Origin of the sequence: Priestia endophytica DSM 13796 (assembly GCF_900115845.1) — a bacterium.
In the GTDB taxonomy this organism is placed as follows: Bacteria; Bacillota; Bacilli; order Bacillales; family Bacillaceae_H; genus Bacillus_I; species Bacillus_I endophytica.
This window is the reverse complement of the sequence record NZ_FOXX01000001.1, coordinates 1-19253: the sequence shown is the minus strand read 5'-3', so window position 1 is coordinate 19253 and position 19253 is coordinate 1. Positions and strand designations below refer to the sequence as shown.

Genomic DNA, 19253 nt, shown 5'->3' with positions numbered 1-19253 from the left:
GAGGGAGAGTTATGCTCCATCGAGGCCGCATTTTTTACTTTATGACAATACCAGCCGTGCTACTGTTTTTCGTATTCCATACGTACCCAGCACTTCAAGGAATCTTTTATAGCTTTACAAACTGGAGAGGATATGGAGAATGGGAGTTTGTTGGTTTGAAAAATTACTTCAACGTCTTCCAAGACTTTCGTGCCCTCCACGCCTACGGCTTCACTTTTCAATTTGCTATTGTGGGTACAATTTTAGTGAATATCTTAAGTCTCATTATTGCACTAGGTCTTAATGCAAATGTGTATTTTCAAAAAACGCTTAGAGCCATCTACTTTATTCCTAACATTTTAAGCATTCTTATTGTCGGTTTTATCTTTAAGTTTATCTTTACACAATTTTTACCCCAGATTGCCACGTTTACAGGAATCGAGTCTCTATCACAGAGCATCTTAGGAAATCCAACTACAGCATGGCTTGGGATTGTCTTTATGGCTGTTTGGCAAGCAACAGCTTTTAATACCATCTTATATCTAGCTGGTTTACAAACGGTACCAGGCGATATTTATGAAGCAGCAGCAATTGATGGAACAGGTCCGTGGAGAAGGTTTTTTAGCATCACTTTTCCATTAATCGCTCCTTTCTTTACCATTAATATGGTTCTTTCCATGAAAGGATTTCTAATGGTGTTTGATCATATTGTCGCGTTAACAGGAGGAGGACCTGGGCAATCAACAGAATCGATATCGCTACTTATATACAAAGGGGGATTTGGCGGAGGCGAGTTTGCCTATCAGTCAGCAAATGCGGTGATTTACTTCATTATTATTGTTGCAATATCTGTTTTCCAACTACGTGTCCTTCAGAAAAGGGAGGTTGACTTGTAGTGATTAAGAAAAAGAAAAATGTGTTGGTTACGATACTTCTTATTATGGGAACATTTGCTATCTTTCTACCTCTGTATTTAACAATTAATATTGCCTTGAAGTCACCAGGAGAGATGTCTAACCCATTACTATCTCTGCCACAAGAATGGCGATTTCAAAATTTCGCTGATGCTATAGAAGCAACGAACTTTTTTCAAGCCTTTAAAAACAGTTTTCTTGTCACCTTTTTCGTTGTCGTTTTTACAGTTCTAACAAACTCACTTGTTTCTTATGCGATTGCCCGAAACATGCATAAAAAGTATTTCAAAGCGCTTTTCTATTACTTTATTAGCGCGATGTTTGTTCCATTTCCAATCATCATGCTCCCGATTGTAAGACAAACGGCGCTTTGGAATATGGATAACTTAGTTGGTTTAATCTTTCTTTATATTGTTTATCAGCTTTCATTCAACGTTTTCTTGTATGTTGGGTATATCAAGTCTATTCCGATTGCGTTAGAAGAAGCAGCAATTATCGATGGAGCAAGTTCATGGGGCGTCTTTTGGAAAGTCGTTTTTCCCCTATTAGCGCCAATGAATGCCACAGTCGCGATTTTAACTTGTTTAGCGGCGTGGAACGATTTTATGTTGCCGCTCGTGATATTATCCGACCCAAGCGATGCGACACTTCCTCTCGCTCAATATATCTTTCAGTCTGAATTCAGTACAAATTACAATTTAGCTTTTGCTTCCTATTTATTAGCGCTCTTGCCGATGTTGATTGTCTATTTAGTTGCTCAAAAATGGATTATCAATGGTGTCACAAGAGGAGCGGTAAAGTAAAAGGAACGATCTTGATTTAGGAAGGAGAAAAGTATGGCTAAGTTAAGTTTGAATCATATTTATAAAATGTACGATAAAAACATTACAGCAGTAGAGGACTTCAATCTTGAAATCGGAGACAAAGAGTTTATTGTCTTTGTTGGCCCATCGGGATGCGGGAAATCGACAACGCTTCGCATGATCGCAGGACTTGAAGAAATTTCAAAAGGCGATTTTTATATTGATGGCAAGCGTGTCAACGACGTAGCACCAAAAGACCGTGATATTGCGATGGTTTTCCAAAACTATGCCTTATATCCACATATGAGTGTTTACGGCAATATGGCGTTTGGTTTAAAACTGCGTAAGTTCTCCAAAACAGAGATTGATCGTCGTGTAAAGGAAGCAGCTCGCATTCTTGGATTAGAAGAATACTTAGACCGCAAACCAAAAGCATTATCAGGAGGACAGCGGCAGCGAGTTGCGTTAGGGCGTGCAATTGTGAGAGATGCTAAAGTCTTTCTAATGGACGAACCGTTATCAAACTTAGATGCCAAGCTCCGTGTTCAAATGCGCTCTGAAATTGCTAAACTGCATCAGCGCTTACAAACAACAACTATTTATGTAACACATGATCAAACGGAAGCAATGACAATGGCAACTCGTCTTGTTGTAATGAAAGATGGTATTATTCAGCAAGTTGGGGCACCGAAAGAAGTATACGAGAATCCCGCTAATGTTTTTGTAGGAGGATTTATCGGTTCTCCTGCTATGAACTTTTTTACAGGTATGTTAGAAGAAAGCGTCTTTCAGATTGGCACAACCCGTATTGGAGTAACAGAAGGAAAAATGAAAACGTTGCGTGAAAAAGGGTATGTTGGAAAGGAAATGATTTTAGGCGTACGTCCAGAAGATTTTCATGACGAGCCTCTCTTCATCGAATCCTCACAAGGTACAGTTGTTCATAGCACAGTAGAAGTAGCAGAATTGATGGGAGCGGAAACAATGGTCTATTCACACATCGATGAGCAAAAGTTCGTAGCGCGTGTTGATGCTCGGACAGAAGTGAAACATGGGCAATCTATCAAATTAGCTCTAGACATGAACAAAGCCCATTTCTTTGACGCGGAAACCGAACTTCGTATTTCTCTTCCTTAAATAAAAAAGAAGCTTTTACTCTTAGTTGAGTGAAAGCTTCTTTTTTATTAACAACATGTCTATGCGCCATTTTACCTAATTCTTAAAATGGAATTTCCAAAAGACGATTGTTAACTTTCTGTGAAGGGAAAAGAAGGGTAAAGCAAAAAAAGAAAGGAGGGGAAAAGATGAATAAGCTTGGAGTCGCTTCAATCGCCGTCGCCCTTTTTAATATCTTATTATTTCTTCTACTGCGCGGTCCAGGTGCAAACATAGGTCTTGTTGTGGGGATGTTTGGAGCGCTTTCGGTGCTTGGTCTTGTGTTTGCTGTTCTTTCGCAAAAGTGGCCGTCTGTAGTGAGCGGGGCAGTATTAAATGGAGGCGGACTTGTCGTTGCTCTCGTACTTTTTCTAACGGAAGGGGCTATCTCTTAGAGAGCCATAAATAACATAAGGAACGTGTAACTTCAACAGATTCTTGTTAAAGTATTGTAAAAATCCTCCGAGGAAACTTAACTTTTAAATTACCAGTTAATTAGGTATAATTTCCTTGAAATGTTAATTAAAAGGAGGAATTAAAGAATGGTTTTTAACAAGATTGATAGTTTTGTGAATCAAAATACCCAAGCGATACTGCCTTACGCAAATTCGTCGTATCAGTCTATCGTATATGAAGGAGGTGAAGCGTATAAATGTCATGATACGCCGAAGAAGATTATTGAAGATGCCTGTCTTTTTGCAGGATCAACGTATGCGGGGAGGAGAATCGCGGCAACCAAATTGTTAGGGTATCAACGCAAAACACCAATCCTTGTTTGTCCGCACCGAAGAATATGCTTAATGCCAACAGGAGCTCCTGAACGATTTATGGACTGTTCCTGGTTCTCGGTTTTACATATTGCTAAAATTATTAACAATTATGAAGGAACAAATCATCCAGCCATTCAGTTAAAAAGCGGCGTCTACATTTCCGTGCCAAATTCATACATCGTGCTTCGGCAGCAGTTCGAGCGGGCACAAACCTGTTTGAACTTTTTCACAGAACGGGAGAACGATTCTGGATACTTTTCACCTTAAAACGGTTCTTTTTAGTAAGTGTAGCATAGTAGGAATGAAGTGAGTGTAGAATAGTGTATAAAAGTAGAAAATGTGACGGAAGACTTCGGAGAGAGTCTTCCTTTTTTTTATAGATAGATTGAAACTAAAAGTAGTAAAGTATGAGTCTTTTATAAAAGAAATGTACGCTTTCTATAAGAAAAAAGATACCTTTTAAAATTTATAATTAAAAAAAGTGAAACAAAATAAAAAAGTTTTAAAAGTCTGTGGAAAATGAAAGGTTATAGTCGATAAGAACTATACGAATGTTTTTCGACATATTATGCACTAGTTATTTTTAGTAACAAAAAAGGTCTGTAACCCTATCTATATAGGAAAAGAAAGCGCTATACATAAAAGTTAATAAAAATTATATAAAAGAGAAGAGAAATAAATCTTTTTAAAAAATAGAATAGATTAAAAGAACTACTCCAGAAAAAGAGGTGAATTTTCGACAAAAATTCCCTCTTTATCTGGGGATTTTGTAGTGCTATAATGATTAAAGTTGGAAATGACGGTATAAAAATTCCTTTTTTATGTTAAAAAACGCCAGAGGAGTGAGATTATTGTTAGATATTCATTGTCACATTTTACACGGCGTTGACGATGGAGCAGAAAGCGAAGCGGCATCACTCGAAATGGCACGAGAAGCCGTTTGTGAAGGCATCACGAAAATCATCGCAACTCCACATCACAAAAATGGAAGATATGATAATCACAAAGAAGACATACTTTTAAAAGTAAAGAAACTAAACCATTTACTTCAACAAGAAGAGGTTCCTCTAATAATCTTACCAGGACAAGAAACCCGCATTTATGGTGAAATACTTGAAGATATTGAAAAAGATGAGATTCTTCCTTTAAATGAAGGAAAATATCTTTTTATTGAACTACCATCTAGTCATGTTCCTCGGTATACGGAAAAGTTATTATTTGATATTCAAGTTAAAGGCTTTACTCCGATTATTGTTCACCCAGAACGGAATGCAGAGATCATCGAGAACCCAAATTTATTACATAACCTTGTGAAAAAGGGTACATTAACCCAAGTTACAGCAGGAAGCATTACAGGTCATTTTGGTAAAAAGATTCAGAAATTTTCTAAGAGTTTAATAGAAGCAAACTTAACACACTTCATTGCTTCTGATGCCCATAACACAACAACAAGATCCTTCCGATTACAAGAATCACTAGATGTGATTGAGAGGGAATTTAGTCATGACCTTCTTTATTTTTTTAGAGAAAATACAGAGCTTTTATTAGAAGGGAAAACCGTGTATGGGGATGAGCCGAGGGAGATTAAGAGAAAGAGGTTTTTAGGGATATTTTAAGAAAAGTATCTATTAACTTTAGAATATGAAGTATATGGAGAAGCACAATTATTCTCGATTCTTTGAATGATAAATCTTTTATGATTTAGGTTTAAAGCTTTCTAGTTACATTTTATATTTATATATCACTACAATGAATAAACGTTTATACAGGGAAAAAGTTGTTCATGCTTTTTTAAATTTATAGATATCTTGTCTAGAAAGTTTAAATCTAAGTGATCTATATAAAACGTTCATATATTACGTTTGGAGGATAAGAAGAAAAGGGGTTAATTAATGAAAACTATAAAAAAAGCTATTATTCCTGCAGCAGGATTAGGGACAAGATTTTTACCAGCAACGAAAGCTATGCCAAAAGAAATGCTTCCTATCGTTGATAAGCCAACAATTCAATATATCGTGGAAGAAGCAGTAGCATCTGGCATCGAAGACATTATTATTGTAACAGGTAAAGGAAAACGAGCTATTGAAGACCACTTTGACTATGCACCAGAGTTAGAACAAAACCTGCTTGAAAAAGGAAAGATGGATATTCTTGATAAAGTACGTCAATCCTCTAATGTAGATATCCATTATATTCGTCAAAAAGAACCAAAAGGCTTAGGACATGCTGTGTGGTGTGCGCGCAATTTTATTGGGAATGAGCCATTTGCGGTATTACTTGGTGATGACATTGTGGAAGCTGAAACCCCTTCTTTACGCCAACTAATTGAACAATATGAAGAAACACTATCTTCAGTAATCGGAGTTCAGACGGTAAGAGATGATCAAACTCATCGTTATGGGATTGTAGATCCAGCTCACAATAAAGGTAGACGTTACGAAGTTAATAATTTTGTAGAGAAGCCAGCACGAGGTACAGCTCCTTCTAACTTAGCTATTATGGGACGTTATGTATTTACTCCTGAAATTTTTAAGTTCTTAGAAGAACAAGAGGTTGGGGCAGGCGGAGAAATTCAGTTAACAGATGCAATTCAAAAGCTAAATGCTATTCAACGTGTATTTGCGTATGATTTTGAAGGAAAGCGATATGATGTTGGAGAAAAACTAGGGTTTATTCAGACGTCAGTTGAGTTTGCTCTACAGCATGAAGATTTAAGAAGTGAATTATTAAATTATTTAACGCAAGTTGTTGAGAGAGAAAGTGTGAAAGTTAATTAGGGAACAATTTTCACGATTATTCTAATACTAATATTACTGTAGTGATATGGAGGAAAGTGATGTCAGACTTTCATAGTTTACCAAAAACAATAAAAAAAACGATACGTTATCTCCATCAAGACGCGTCAGTAGATAAACTAGTAGAAATTCAAAAAATGATCAATGATGTGATTCAAAAGAGATTAGCAGAAAAACAAAGTTAGTTGAATGAAAGGAAAAGAGGGGGATACATTGAGTTATTCAAAAAGACTGGCGCTATTAATTGGATTAGATTCCTTAATTGTGTTGTTTTCGATTTACATTGGCTATTATATTTTAAATCCTTATTTTAGCATTTTTACGTTAAAAGTATTACTTGTCAGTTCTTTAGCACTTCTCATTAGTCACCATGTTTTTGCTTTTATTTACCGCTTATATCATAAAGTATGGGAATATGCGAGCATTGGAGAAGTAATGACAATTTTTAAATCTGTAACGTTATCTGTTGCAACAGCAGCAGTTGTACAGCTTGTAGTGAATGGAAATATTTATGTTCGTGTTTTATTCATCACGTGGTTATTACATATTTGTCTTATCGGGGGGTCACGACTTTCTTGGCGCGTTACAAGACATCGTCTTATTAAAGCAAATGCACTACAGGAAAGGGCACTAATCGTTGGAGCAGGAGCAGCAGGGACAATGCTTGTTCGCCAATTGTTAAAAAATTCAGAAAGTGAACTGCATCCAGTTGCCTTTGTTGATGATGATCTAGCAAAGCAAAAGCTAGATATTTACGGAGTGCCTGTTGCAGGGACAACAGAAGATATTCCAGCAATTGTTGAGAAAAACGATATTAAACATATTGTTCTTGCGATTCCTTCTTTAGGGAAAAGTAAGGTTCAAAAGATATATCAAGAATGCAGCAAAACAAACGCCAAAACAAAAGTTATGCCAATGATTGAAGATATTATTACAGGCAAAGTCTCTGTTAATCAGTTCCGTGATGTCCAAGTAGAGGACTTACTAGGACGAGATCCTGTTGAGCTTGATATTAATAGTATTTCGAAAAAAATTAAAGGTAGAACGATTCTTGTCACTGGTGCTGGTGGCTCTATTGGTTCAGAAATTTGTAGACAAGTTTCTAAGTTCGGACCGAAAAAACTTCTACTTCTTGGTCATGGTGAGAACTCCATTTACGCAATTGATATGGAATTACGAAATAAACACGACAAAGAATTTGACATTATTCCGGTTATTGCCGACATACAAGATCGTGAGCGTATTATGCAAGTGATGCAAGATCATTGTCCAGATGTTGTCTATCATGCAGCGGCTCATAAACATGTTCCCTTGATGGAGTATAACCCTAAAGAAGCAGTCAAAAACAATGTAATTGGTACAAAAAACGTAGCGGAATCTGCAGATATGGCTGGTGTAAAAACATTCGTACTTATTTCATCGGATAAAGCAGTCAATCCAACAAATGTAATGGGTTCAACAAAGCGTATCGCTGAAATGGTTATTCAAGAGCTTGATAAGCGTAGTGAAACGAAGTTTGTTGCAGTGCGTTTTGGTAATGTGCTCGGAAGTCGCGGCAGCGTGATTCCACTCTTCAAAAAGCAAATTCGTGCTGGGGGTCCAGTCACTGTCACACATCCAGATATGACACGTTATTTTATGACAATTCCAGAAGCATCACGACTTGTCATGCAGGCCGGAGCATTAGCTTATGGCGGAGAAATCTTTGTGCTTGATATGGGTGAACCTGTTAAGATTGTTGATTTAGCAAAGAATTTAATCAAGCTTTCCGGTTATACAGAAGAAGAGATTGGGATTAAATACGCAGGAATTCGTCCTGGAGAGAAGATGTTTGAGGAGCTTCTTGGAAAAGAGGAAGTTCATGATGAAGCCATTTTTCCTAAGATTTTTATTGGGAAATCCGTAGATGTTGATTTTTCTCGCGTTACTACATTAATTAATAACTTTGAAGTTTATGAAGCAACTTATGTAAGTCAATATGTATTAGCGTTAGCTAATAATAGCATGGATTCTCCTCTTAAGAGTGTTACTTTAGTATAACGTGCTCTATGTGATTGAAGAGTAAGAAGACAAATGATTGGTAAAATATAGGCTTATAAGAAATAGTTTTTCATAACGTACACTGGGTTAAATATATAGGACGTATAAATAACATTAAATAAGGTTAAATCTGAATTTCAACTATAATTAAGAAAGAATCTTTAATTTAAATGTATGAAATAGATAGGTGGAGAGGTTAATAATGAAGATTGCTGTTGTAGGGACAGGGTATGTAGGCTTGGTTACCGGAGTTACATTGTCGGAAATTGGTCATTGTGTTACGTGTATTGATATTGATCAAACAAAAGTAGAGAAGATGAAAAAGGGGATTTCCCCTATATATGAGCCTGGTTTAGAAGAGTTAATGAAAAGAAATATTAGGGAAAATAATCTATTTTTTACTACTAATCATAGAGAAGGATTCAAGGATGCTGAGGTTATCTATATAGCTGTAGGTACTCCAGAAAAAAAAGATGGGTCTGCAGATCTTTCCTTTATTGAAGAGGTAGCAATAAATATTGCACAAAATATTAATAGAAATGTAATAGTAGTTACTAAGAGTACAGTCCCTGTTGGTACTAATTATCATATAGAAAAAATTATTAAACAAAACTTAGTTAATGATATTAAATTTGATATAGTATCTAACCCTGAATTCCTACGCGAAGGGTCTGCTGTTTTCGATGCTTTTAATGGAGATAGAATTGTTATAGGAGCAGATAATAACAAGGCAGCCCAGATAATTGAGGAAGTCAATAATAACTATGGAATCCCGGTATTTAAAACAGATATTAAGAGTGCAGAAATGATAAAATATGCATCAAACGCTTTTTTGGCAACAAAGATAAGTTTTATAAATGAGATTTCAAATATATGTGAAAGATTAGGAGCTGACATTGAAGGAGTAGCTCAAGGAATGGGGCTAGACAACAGAATAGGAAGCCAATTTTTGAATGCAGGGATTGGTTATGGAGGCTCATGTTTTCCAAAAGATACAAAAGCACTCATTCAAATAGCTGGGAATGTTGATTACGAATTTGAGCTTTTAAAGGGAGTCGTAAAGGTAAACCAAAAACAACAGAGGATACTAATAGAAAAGTTAGAACAGAGATTTGGAGAACTGGGAAACAAGGTAATAGGAGTACTAGGTCTTGCTTTTAAACCGAATACAGATGATATGAGGGAGGCACCCTCTATCGTTATAATTAAAGAATTATTAAATAAGGGAGCTATAGTCAAAGTATATGACCCTATAGCTATAGAGAGCGCTAAGAAGGTCTTAGAACCTGGAGTGAATTATGCAACTTCAGTAGATGAAACTTTATATAAGAGTGATGCAGTACTTATTCTTACTGAATGGGATGAATTTAAAGAAATAGACCTATCACTGTTTAAGCAATTGATGAATCAGCCTATTGTTGTTGATGGAAGGAATTGCTTTGATTTAAAGGGTGCATTAGAAAATGATATAGAGTATTACTCAATTGGAAGAAAAGAAATAAATAGAAAAAGTGAGGAACTTGAGAGTCTATCTAATTCAATAAGGTAACTTTGGGCTATCAAGTAAGAAAAAAATATTACCTAATTAATAAATTCTAAAATGAAAGAGTGTTTAAATGAGAACATATTTTCAAGTTAAACGAATTATAGATTTTTTACTCTCTTGTATTGCTGTAGTTATACTTTCTCCTTTATTCTTAATCTTAGCTATTTTAATAAAAATTGACTCAAGAGGGCCAATCCTTTTTAAACAAGAGCGAGTAGGCAAGGATAAAAAGGTCTTTTATATATTAAAATTCCGAACTATGGTTACTGATGCTCCTAAGAATACACCAACACACATGCTAAAAGATTCAACCCTATTTATAACGCGAATTGGAAAGTTTTTAAGGAAGACAAGCCTTGATGAACTTCCTCAGCTAATAAATATATTAAGAGGAGATATGAGCCTTATTGGACCAAGACCTAGTTTGCAAAATCAATATGATCTGATTGATGAGAGGGATAAGTATAACGTGCATAGTATATATCCAGGGTTAACTGGTTGGGCTCAGATAAATGGTAGAGATGAACTTCCTATTTTTGTTAAAGCTAAATTAGATGGTGAGTATGTACAAAAAATGAGTTTACTGTTCGATTGTAAAGTATTCTTTAAGACAATATTTAGTATTCTTAGAAGTGAGGGCGTTAGAGAGGGAGAACCTGTAGAACAGTCAGAGAAGAGAAATTTGTAATATGGTGAGGAAATATAATATGGATAGCAAAGTAAGTGTGATAGTACCAACTTATAAACGGAAGGTCTCATTAGATAGAGCTATTAATTCTTTAATGGAACAGACATATCCTAATGTGGAAATTATAGTAATTGATGATAATGGTGAATCCTCAGACTATGATAGAGAAGTAAAGGAAATAATCTCTAAATACTCTCAATGTAATAAAGAATTAATACACATTAAGAATGAGAGGAATTTAGGTTCTTCGAAAACTCGAAATAGAGGTATATTTAAAGCAACAGGTAAGTATATAACTTTCTTGGATGATGACGATATATATCTACCAGAAAAGATAGCGAAACAGGTAAGATTTATGGAAGATAATAAGCTACAGATGTGTTTTACAGATTTGGTTTTGAAGAACAAAGAGGGAAAAATTGTTGACATAAGGAAAAGAAATTATCTTACTAGTTATGATAGGGAAACTTTACTTAAATGTCACTTAATGTACCATATTACAGGCACCGATACATTTATGTACACAAGAGAGTTTTTGCATGCTATCGGTGGGTTTGACTCTATAGACATAGGTGATGAATTTTATTTAATGGTTAAAACTATTAATAGTGGAGAGAAAATAGGATATCTTCCTAGCAATGATACAATTGCCTATGTTCATGGATTTCAAGAGGGATTATCTACAGGGGATAATAAAGTTCTGGGGGAGAACATGCTTTATGAATTTAAAAAGAACTACTTCAATAAATTAAGTAAAGCTGAGATTAAGTATATTCAGTTTAGGCATTATGCTGTATTAGCCTATGTTTCTTTAAAAGGTAAAAAGATAGGGTCTAGTATAAAAAACATATTAGCTGCATTATGGGCATCTCCTACAGAAGTTTTTAAAATAGGAATCTCCCTAATGAAAAAAAAGAGTATATAATAACAATTTATAAAGATTAAATCAAAGGCTATTAATAATAATTTCACCTTTCAAATTCATCTTAGCAAGGTGAACTATTAATAGCCTTTTGTGATGAATTTCTATTAGATTGTTTATTTTGAAAGGTAATATATAAAGAGGTGAAAAAATGGTAATTTTACATATTGCCTGGTTAGACAATAATAAAGCAAATGGAGTATCCAATGTTGTACCAGAGCATTTAGAAAATCAGAGTTATATTGAAGAAGTAGCGTTGTTAAACTGTTCTAACATTAAACTAGATATAGAAAAAACAAATAAAAGTTTTGAAATCTTTTCACCGGATGATATCTCTAGAGGGGATATATCAAAATTACCCCCGCCATTTAATAATCCTGATATTGTGATATTCCATGGTATATATTATTACTATTTTATTGAAGTCACTAGGCATTTGGTTAAAAATAATGTCCCATACGTGATAGTTCCACATGGCAGTTTGACAACATATGCTCAGAAGAAGAAGTATATTAAAAAACTACTTGGTAATACATTGTTTTTTAATTCTTTTATCAAATGCTCCTCAGCTATACAGTATCTAACAAGTCAAGAACAACAAATGTCAACAAAATGGGGGTCTTCTTCATTTGTTTGTGGAAATGGTATGACTATATCAAAAGAACCCTCTAGGGTAAAGGAAACTGATTTTACCAACAATCGTGGTTGTCAATTCACTTTTATAGGAAGACTGGAACCATATCATAAAGGCATTGATATTTTATTAGAGGCTTGTTCTCTTATTTCTAGTGAAATGAGAAAACGAGATATTAAATTAGCTATATACGGTCCTGATGATAATGGAGGAGAAATTAAGGTGCTTTCTCTTATAAGTAAGTATAATCTTAATGATCTTGTAAGTGTACATGGAGCGGTATATGAGGAAGAGAAAAAGGAAGTTCTTAACAATACGGATGTTTTTATCCTAACGTCTCGTTTTGAAGGTCAACCATTAGCGGTAATGGAGGCATTATCTTATGGTATCCCAGCGCTCTTGACTCCAGGTACTAACATAGCTGAAGAGGTAAGTGAATATAAAAGTGGTTGGAAAGCAGATTTCTCACCAGAAAGTATTGCTAAGAAAATTCTAGAAGCCCACGATTCAAAGGACAATTGGTCATTATATTCAAAGAATGCCATTAGATTGTCACACGAAAACTTTTCTTGGGAGTCTATTGCTAAGAAATCTCTAGATAATTACAGAATGATAGCAGGAAAATGAAAAGAGAATTGAAAGGATAAATCATTTTTATGTTTTTCTATATATTATTATTATTTATTATAGTTCTTAATTCATTTATTTTTTTCAAAGGTACTAATAACAAAAATAAAAAAATTTACCTAATATGGATGTTTTTACCTGTATTTATTATTTCCGCTTTTAGAGGACCTTTTATTGGAAATGATACTCATTCTTACTTGAACCTTTTCAATTCAGTTTCTCACCAAGATTTTTTATATTTTACGAAGGCAAATATTTATTATGAGAAAGGTTTTATTTTTCTAAATACAATAATTAGCTCAATCACAGATAGTAGCCAAGCTATATTGATAGTAACAAGCTTTATAACTATAGGCCTAATATTTTTATTTATATATAGGCACTCAGCAAATGTATGGCTCAGTGTTTACCTTTTTATTACACTTATGTTTTATTATAATTCTATGAATGTACTGAGACAGTACTTAGCTATGGCGATAGTACTTAGCAGTTTAGGATTTGTAGTGAAAAGAAAATTAGTGCCTTTTTTGATTCTTGTTATATTAGCTTCCTTTATTCATACTTCAGCTATATTTTTTATCATAGTATATATATTTCCTAAATTAAAAGTTAGTTATAAAAGCCTTGTAATAATCAGTCTTTGTAGTGTTGCTTTTTTCTATTTTTTGTTTCCATTAATTGATTTAATAACAGGTAGATTTATACAATACCAAGTGTATATTTCAAGATACTTTGGTAGCAATAATCTTGGTAATATATTAAAAACAGGAGTTTACTTTTTAATATTTCTCACAGGTATATTATTTGCTTATAATAATATGTCTAATTCAAGGGAGCCCATGACCAGTAAGGTGAACTCGATAAGAAAAAATAATGATTTTATAGAAATTCATAGCAGAAGGTTATATACATTCACTTTACTTACGGCAGTTATATTATCCTTATTATCTATTCGAATGAGTATATTAGAAAGATTAGCCGATTATTTTACTATAGTTTCTGTAGTTTATCTCCCTAATGTCATTCAAAATATTAATAATAAACGGGTAGCTATGAGAGTAACTATTGCGGTTGTATTAATATCACTAATATATAATATTGTAATACTGACTTTGAGGCCCGAATGGTATCAAGTAACACCATATTCCTTCTTTTTTCAATAGATTAACTTTTAATTAGATAGTAGTAAGAAATATAGTTAAAAGGGTGGGAAATTATGCAAAGACCTACTATAAGTATAGTAATACCGGTGTACAAAGCTGAGTTATTTTTAAATCAATGTATTGATTCCATACTTAATCAAACCTTTAGTGATTTTGAAATTATTCTCATAAATGATGGATCACCAGATAGATGTGGTGAGATTTGTGATGAATATGCTATGAAGGATAGTAGAATTAGAGTTATTCATAAGGAGAATGAAGGCGTTAGTGTAGCTAGAAATACAGGCATTGATTGTGTAACTGGAAAGTTCCTAACCTTTGTTGATTCTGATGATTGGATAGAACCTAACATGTTAGAAGAAAACGTGAGGATACTCGAAAAAACAGAATCAGATCTTCTTATAACGGGGATAATATTCGAATACTTAAATGAAAATAACTCTCAAGTGCGTAAATCTTCAGAGACTATTAATGCTACAAGTAAAAGAGACATAGGAGAGAGTATTATCTTACTAGAAAAGGCAAGAATATTTGGATATGCTGCAAACAAAATTTATAGAACAGACCTTATAAAAAGTGAAAAATTAAAATTTAATAAAGATGTGACCTATATGGAAGATTTATTATTTATATGTGAAGTTTATAGAAAAATTAAATCAGTCCATATATCTAATAAAGCCTACTATCATTATTGTATAAGAGGGGAAGGGTCATTAAGTTCTGGTTTTACACCAAATTTATATCAAACAATTGGAGAAATAAGTGAGCAAATTGATAGTTTGTTCAAATACTACAATATTGAGTCTAAAGAATACCCAGCTAACTTACCAGATGGTTATATACATGGGATACAAACTTGTATTTATAATAATTATCATATTGATTGTGATTGGTCTAATAAGGAGAAGAGACATTTTCTATATACAATATTAAGGGATCAAAAGTTTATAGAACAGATGAATAACTTTAGACCAAGTGATTTTTATTCTAAATTGTTTGTAAAACTTATTAGGACCAAAAGTCCTTTTCTAATAAATATGGTCTACAATTATTTATTTAACGTCCGTTATCATTTCACACCTATTTACTCATTTATCAGAAGAAAATTACTTTAAATTTAACAGAGGAGCTAACTAGTAAAATGGAAGGTTTATATTTAGTTTCAATTCCTAATGAAGTATTAGCCCAAGAGCACGAAGGTGTTTCTAAGAAAATAAAATCTCATATTACATCTCTTAATAAAAAGGGCCTTGCAACAGAATTATATAGTTTCCAACCTAGTAGAAATATAGTTAGAAAAGTTATGAGACAACTACCTTATAATCTCTTTATATCTAGTTATAAGTATTATGAAAGATTAAATTCAGTAGATTTCATATATATAAGAAAAATGGCATTTGACTATTCTTTCTTAAGATTATTAAAGAATATAAAGAAGAGAAACCCTGAATGTAAAATTATTTTGGAAATTCCCACATATCCTTATGATAATGAAATTTCAAAGTTAATACATGTCCCAGGTATCATTAAAGACCGTTACAATCGAAAGAAATTATTTAAATTTGTAGATAGAATTGTTACATTTTCCGATGATGAAGAGATATTTGGAATAAAAACTCTAAGACTTTCTAATGGAGTAGATACAGAACTTATTAAACAAAGAATTCCCCTCGTACGGAAAGAAAACAATATTAATTTAATTGCAGTTGCTATGCATTCTTTCTGGCACGGATATGACCGTTTCTTAGAAGGCATGGGGCGGTATTATGAGAAAGGGGGAAAGAGAAATATTTTTCTCCATATAGTGGGGGAAGGAGACGGAGTTTTCAATAAGTATAGAGAAATTATTAATAAGTATAGTCTACAAGATAGAGTGATTTTTCATGGTAAAAGACATGGTGAAGAGTTAGATCAAATCTATAATAAATGTAATATGGCATTAGATTCCATGGGCAGACATAGAAGCGGAGTATATTATAATAGTAGCCTAAAAGGAAAGGAGTATGCAGCTAAGGGTTTGCCTGTTGTCTCAGGTGTAAGAACTGAATTAGATGATGTATTAGATTTTGAGTACTATCTAAGAGTTCCTGCAGATGAAACTCCTATAAATATTGAAGAAATAATAAAATTCTATGATGAAATATACCAACTTGAAGAAAAAGAAGTTATTGGTGAAATAAGAAGGTATGCTGAGGAGCATTTTGATATGGATATTTGTTTTGATCCTGTAGTAGATTATCTGAAAAGCTAATTAGAACGTCTGGTGAGGTGTGAGATTATTAAATATATTATAAATGAATAGGTAAAGTTTATTCTTAAATCTTTGATTTGTTAGAGGGATATAAAATTATAGAGAAGCTATATAGTTAATAGTTAGTCTAAAACTTTAAATTTACTAAATTTTATAAGATGAAGGAGAAGTACAATTTTGCAACAAAAGTCAATGATTAGAAATGCTATATACAATGTCTTATACACAGGGATAAACTTACTATTTCCGCTCATAACAATGCCTTATGTCTCGAGAGTACTAGGAGCTTCAAACCTTGGTCAAGTAGATTTCACAAAATCCATTGTTAATTGGTTTTTATTATTAGCAAGCTTTGGTGTCACAACTTATGGAGTAAGAGAAATAGCTAGAAATCGTGAGGACAGAGACAAAAGAAGCCAGGTTTTTATTGAATTAATGACTATAAATGGTTTTCTATCTTTAGCAATGACAGTAGTTTATATTCTGTTAGTCTTAAATCTCCCTAGTACATCTGTAAATTCTACACTTCTTTTAATTTTCGCACTAAATATTATACTAAATATGTTTAACATTGATTGGTTTTATCAGGGGTTAGAGGAATATAGCTTTATTACAATTCGTAATGCTATTATAAAATTACTCTCTCTACTTTCTATATTTTTACTCATAAGAGAACAAGATCATTACATTCTTTATGGTTTAATAATTGTGTTAGGAACTACTTTAAATAGCGTGCTTAATTTTATTCATAGTAGAAAGTTCGTGACTTTTAAATTAAGGGAGTTTGCCCCATTTAGACATCTTAAAAAGCTCTCAATATTTTTTACAATTTCTATTGTTATAAGTATATATATTAATTTAGATAGAACTTTATTAGGTTTTATTGTTGGTCCCACAGCAGTAGCATTTATGACTCGAGGTAAAACAATAATTGATGCCGCCACATTATTTTCTACTTCAATTTCTAATGTTGCCATGCCTAGGGCTTCCCACTATATCAAGACAGACATTGCAAAGTTTAATAATTTACTATCAATAGTTCCTAATTTCATTTTGTGGATCACTATCCCTATTACATTTGGAGTTTTTATCTTATCATATGATATTATGTACATCCTTGGAGGAGAAGAATTTATACAAGCAACAAACTTATTAAAAGTATTATCAATGACTATTATTTTATCTCCTTTATCAACATATATGAATTATCAAGTATTAGTTCCAACGGGAAATGAAGGTTACGCATTACGCACATCAATTTTTGCTAGTATTACTAGTTTGATATTAAACTTATTACTAATCCCAAGCATAGGAGTAATAGGTGCAGGTATCTCCTTAGTTCTTGCGGAAATTGTAGTATTCGTGACTAGGTACATAACTATAAGAAGGACACTAGGATATAATCGCTTAAACTTTATTAACAGGTCTACTATTTCATATTTAATTGTATCTATATTTATGGGAATAATAATATTATCTATTAGAACTTTTATTAATGATTTATATGTCTCCTTTATAGTTGTCTCTATTGTAGGGGCGATAGTATATTTCTTGACTCTAATTCTTATAAAAGAACAGGTTACAACTTTGGTTATAAGTAAAGTTGCAAATAAGATTCCATTTGTGAAAATATAAATTTATGTTTCCCTACTTGGTATGAGAAATACGAATAACTTATTATCTTAAAGATTTTTAATAGGTATTGGATTTGAGTCAATAATTTGGACACAAAAAAGTTAAGTCTTAAGCTGTTTTTCTAATTTGATCCTCAATAGCTTGAGGAGTTTGATAGCCGAGGCTACTATGGATTCGATTACGGTTATACCAGCCTTCTATAAACTGAAACATGGCTAACTTTGCAGCTGAATAGTTTGTGTATTGTGTATGATATACTTCTTCTTTCTTTAATATGGCATGAAACGACTCCATACAGGCATTGTCATAAGGGCAGCCTTTCTGGCTAAAAGACTGCTTGATTTTGTGTTCTTGGACATACTGAGTAAACTCACTGCTGGTGTATTGTGAGCCAAGATCGGTATGAAGAATTAAGCCCTGACGGGGCTTTTGGGAAAAGCAAGCGTTTTGAAGGGCTTCTATCACAAGCTCCGACGTCATGGAATGTGAAAAAGAATAACCAACGATTTTTTTGGAGTGTAAATCTAATACGGATGCTAAATAGCACCAGCCATCTTTTACGGTAGGAATATACGTAATATCTGCCACCCATTTCTCATTAATTGTCTGGGTAGAGAAATCTCGCTTTAAAAGATTATTCAGCTGAACAACCTTTTCTTTTGACGGATAGGGACGATACTTTTTCTTCGTAATGGAACGGATGCCAGCCTTTCTCATTAAGCGTTGAACACGTTTTAGACTAAGATAAAACCCATTGCTTAATAAGGTCTTATGAATTTTCGGAGCACCATAACGCGCTTTACTTTTCAGATAAATCCGTTGGATTTCTTTCGTCAGTTCCTGATTTTCCTGTTCACGCTTTGACACTGTCTTTTTAAAGAAGCTATAGTAGCTACTTCTTGGAATCGTTAGTACTTCGCACATTTTTTGGACAGAGTATTGACCTTTGTGTTTTTCAATAAAATGGTTTAACTCTGTTTCTGTTACTTTTTCGCGAATATGGCCATAGCCTTTTTTAGAATGTCTAGTTCTTGTTTTAACCGAAGGTTTTCTTTCTGAATCTCAGCTAACTCTTTCGATGTCAGAGAGCCTTTTTCTGAACTGATAGGTGTAAATTCTTTCACCCATTTATAGATTGTTACTTCTGATACGCCATATTCGCTACTTAATTCTTTTACCGAGTTTCCAGCATGATATAAATCCACAATGATTTTCTTAAAATCGTCATTATACTTTTTACCTGTAGGTTTACGTTTCAATTCGGACACATCCTCTCAAAAATAATTGTAAGGACTTAATAAAATTGTGTCCATGAAACTATACTAACTCCA

General features: G+C 33.4%; 18 protein-coding genes. 17 read left to right on the top strand and 1 reads right to left on the bottom strand.

Features of this window, described 5'->3' with window-relative positions; all coding sequences use genetic code 11:
• Nucleotides 1-11: 11 nt before the first annotated feature.
• The 17 genes from BM012_RS00090 to BM012_RS00015 all read left to right on the top strand — a co-directional run bounded on the left by BM012_RS00090 (nt 12) and on the right by BM012_RS00015 (nt 17922).
• Nucleotides 12-875, top strand: coding sequence for a carbohydrate ABC transporter permease (locus BM012_RS00090; protein WP_061801600.1), 864 nt, complete (start codon nt 12-14; stop codon nt 873-875).
• Between the two features lie 2 nt (nt 876-877).
• Entirely contained in the window at nt 878-1696 is an 819-nt protein-coding gene (locus BM012_RS00085) for a carbohydrate ABC transporter permease (RefSeq protein ID WP_201030237.1), read from the top strand.
• A gap of 33 nt (nt 1697-1729) precedes the next feature.
• Complete coding sequence (locus BM012_RS00080) at nt 1730-2833, top strand: ABC transporter ATP-binding protein (RefSeq protein ID WP_061801598.1); 1104 nt, start codon at nt 1730-1732, stop codon at nt 2831-2833.
• A gap of 167 nt (nt 2834-3000) precedes the next feature.
• The gene (locus tag BM012_RS00075) at nt 3001-3246 is read left to right on the top strand and encodes a hypothetical protein (protein WP_061801597.1); all 246 of its coding nucleotides are present in this window, start codon (nt 3001-3003) and stop codon (nt 3244-3246) included.
• A 147-nt stretch (nt 3247-3393) separates the two neighbouring features.
• Entirely contained in the window at nt 3394-3888 is a 495-nt protein-coding gene (locus BM012_RS00070) for a competence protein ComK (RefSeq protein ID WP_061801596.1), read from the top strand.
• A gap of 584 nt (nt 3889-4472) precedes the next feature.
• Complete coding sequence (locus BM012_RS00065) at nt 4473-5237, top strand: tyrosine-protein phosphatase (RefSeq protein WP_061801595.1); 765 nt, start codon at nt 4473-4475, stop codon at nt 5235-5237.
• Nucleotides 5238-5513: 276 nt separating this feature from the next.
• Nucleotides 5514-6398 carry a UTP--glucose-1-phosphate uridylyltransferase GalU gene (gene galU, locus BM012_RS00060; RefSeq protein WP_061801594.1) on the top strand — a complete coding sequence of 295 codons (885 nt, stop codon included), beginning with the start codon at nt 5514-5516 and terminating at the stop codon, nt 6396-6398.
• Between the two features lie 59 nt (nt 6399-6457).
• Nucleotides 6458-6601 (top strand): hypothetical protein, encoded by a 144-nt coding sequence (locus BM012_RS26235; RefSeq protein WP_019391961.1) that lies wholly within the window; start codon nt 6458-6460, stop codon nt 6599-6601.
• Between the two features lie 28 nt (nt 6602-6629).
• Nucleotides 6630-8456, top strand: coding sequence for a polysaccharide biosynthesis protein (locus tag BM012_RS00055; RefSeq protein WP_061802307.1), 1827 nt, complete (start codon nt 6630-6632; stop codon nt 8454-8456).
• A 202-nt stretch (nt 8457-8658) separates the two neighbouring features.
• A complete protein-coding gene (locus BM012_RS00050; RefSeq protein WP_061801593.1) occupies nt 8659-10005 on the top strand; it encodes a UDP-glucose dehydrogenase family protein in 1347 nt (448 codons plus the stop codon).
• A gap of 67 nt (nt 10006-10072) precedes the next feature.
• Complete coding sequence (locus tag BM012_RS00045) at nt 10073-10690, top strand: sugar transferase (RefSeq protein ID WP_061801592.1); 618 nt, start codon at nt 10073-10075, stop codon at nt 10688-10690.
• 19 nt (nt 10691-10709) lie between these two features.
• Nucleotides 10710-11615 carry a glycosyltransferase family 2 protein gene (locus tag BM012_RS00040; protein ID WP_161939265.1) on the top strand — a complete coding sequence of 302 codons (906 nt, stop codon included), beginning with the start codon at nt 10710-10712 and terminating at the stop codon, nt 11613-11615.
• 148 nt (nt 11616-11763) lie between these two features.
• Nucleotides 11764-12873 carry a glycosyltransferase gene (locus tag BM012_RS00035; RefSeq protein ID WP_061801590.1) on the top strand — a complete coding sequence of 370 codons (1110 nt, stop codon included), beginning with the start codon at nt 11764-11766 and terminating at the stop codon, nt 12871-12873.
• Between the two features lie 29 nt (nt 12874-12902).
• On the top strand, nt 12903-14036 hold the full coding sequence (locus BM012_RS00030; RefSeq protein ID WP_061801589.1) for an EpsG family protein: 1134 nt from the start codon (nt 12903-12905) through the stop codon (nt 14034-14036).
• 53 nt (nt 14037-14089) lie between these two features.
• Complete coding sequence (locus BM012_RS00025) at nt 14090-15151, top strand: glycosyltransferase family 2 protein (protein ID WP_061801588.1); 1062 nt, start codon at nt 14090-14092, stop codon at nt 15149-15151.
• A gap of 26 nt (nt 15152-15177) precedes the next feature.
• Nucleotides 15178-16287, top strand: a complete 1110-nt coding sequence (locus tag BM012_RS00020; RefSeq protein ID WP_061801587.1) for a glycosyltransferase — start codon at nt 15178-15180, stop codon at nt 16285-16287.
• Between the two features lie 177 nt (nt 16288-16464).
• A complete protein-coding gene (locus tag BM012_RS00015) occupies nt 16465-17922 on the top strand; it encodes a flippase (protein ID WP_019391970.1) in 1458 nt (485 codons plus the stop codon).
• A 108-nt stretch (nt 17923-18030) separates the two neighbouring features.
• On the opposite strand, the gene BM012_RS00010 is transcribed toward BM012_RS00015, so the two are convergent.
• A protein-coding gene (locus BM012_RS00010; RefSeq protein ID WP_139210290.1) for an IS3 family transposase occupies nt 18031-19181 on the bottom strand; the annotation gives its coding sequence in 2 pieces (ribosomal slippage) (nt 18031-18941 and nt 18941-19181; 1152 coding nt in all).
• Nucleotides 19182-19253: the final 72 nt, after the last annotated feature.

Bases quoted from the DNA above. Each gene is read 5' to 3' on its own strand.
- BM012_RS00050 (WP_061801593.1), top strand. From the start codon at position 8,659: ATGAAGATTGCTGTTGTAGGGACAGGGTATGTAGGCTTGGTTACCGGA.
- BM012_RS26235 (WP_019391961.1), top strand. From the start codon at position 6,458: ATGTCAGACTTTCATAGTTTACCAAAAACAATAAAAAAAACGATACGT.
- BM012_RS00040 (WP_161939265.1), top strand. From the start codon at position 10,710: ATGGATAGCAAAGTAAGTGTGATAGTACCAACTTATAAACGGAAGGTC.
- BM012_RS00070 (WP_061801596.1), top strand. From the start codon at position 3,394: ATGGTTTTTAACAAGATTGATAGTTTTGTGAATCAAAATACCCAAGCG.
- BM012_RS00030 (WP_061801589.1), top strand. From the start codon at position 12,903: ATGTTTTTCTATATATTATTATTATTTATTATAGTTCTTAATTCATTT.
- BM012_RS00025 (WP_061801588.1), top strand. From the start codon at position 14,090: ATGCAAAGACCTACTATAAGTATAGTAATACCGGTGTACAAAGCTGAG.
- BM012_RS00020 (WP_061801587.1), top strand. From the start codon at position 15,178: ATGGAAGGTTTATATTTAGTTTCAATTCCTAATGAAGTATTAGCCCAA.
- BM012_RS00080 (WP_061801598.1), top strand. From the start codon at position 1,730: ATGGCTAAGTTAAGTTTGAATCATATTTATAAAATGTACGATAAAAAC.
- BM012_RS00075 (WP_061801597.1), top strand. From the start codon at position 3,001: ATGAATAAGCTTGGAGTCGCTTCAATCGCCGTCGCCCTTTTTAATATC.
- BM012_RS00045 (WP_061801592.1), top strand. From the start codon at position 10,073: ATGAGAACATATTTTCAAGTTAAACGAATTATAGATTTTTTACTCTCT.
- BM012_RS00035 (WP_061801590.1), top strand. From the start codon at position 11,764: ATGGTAATTTTACATATTGCCTGGTTAGACAATAATAAAGCAAATGGA.
- BM012_RS00090 (WP_061801600.1), top strand. From the start codon at position 12: ATGCTCCATCGAGGCCGCATTTTTTACTTTATGACAATACCAGCCGTG.
- galU (WP_061801594.1), top strand. From the start codon at position 5,514: ATGAAAACTATAAAAAAAGCTATTATTCCTGCAGCAGGATTAGGGACA.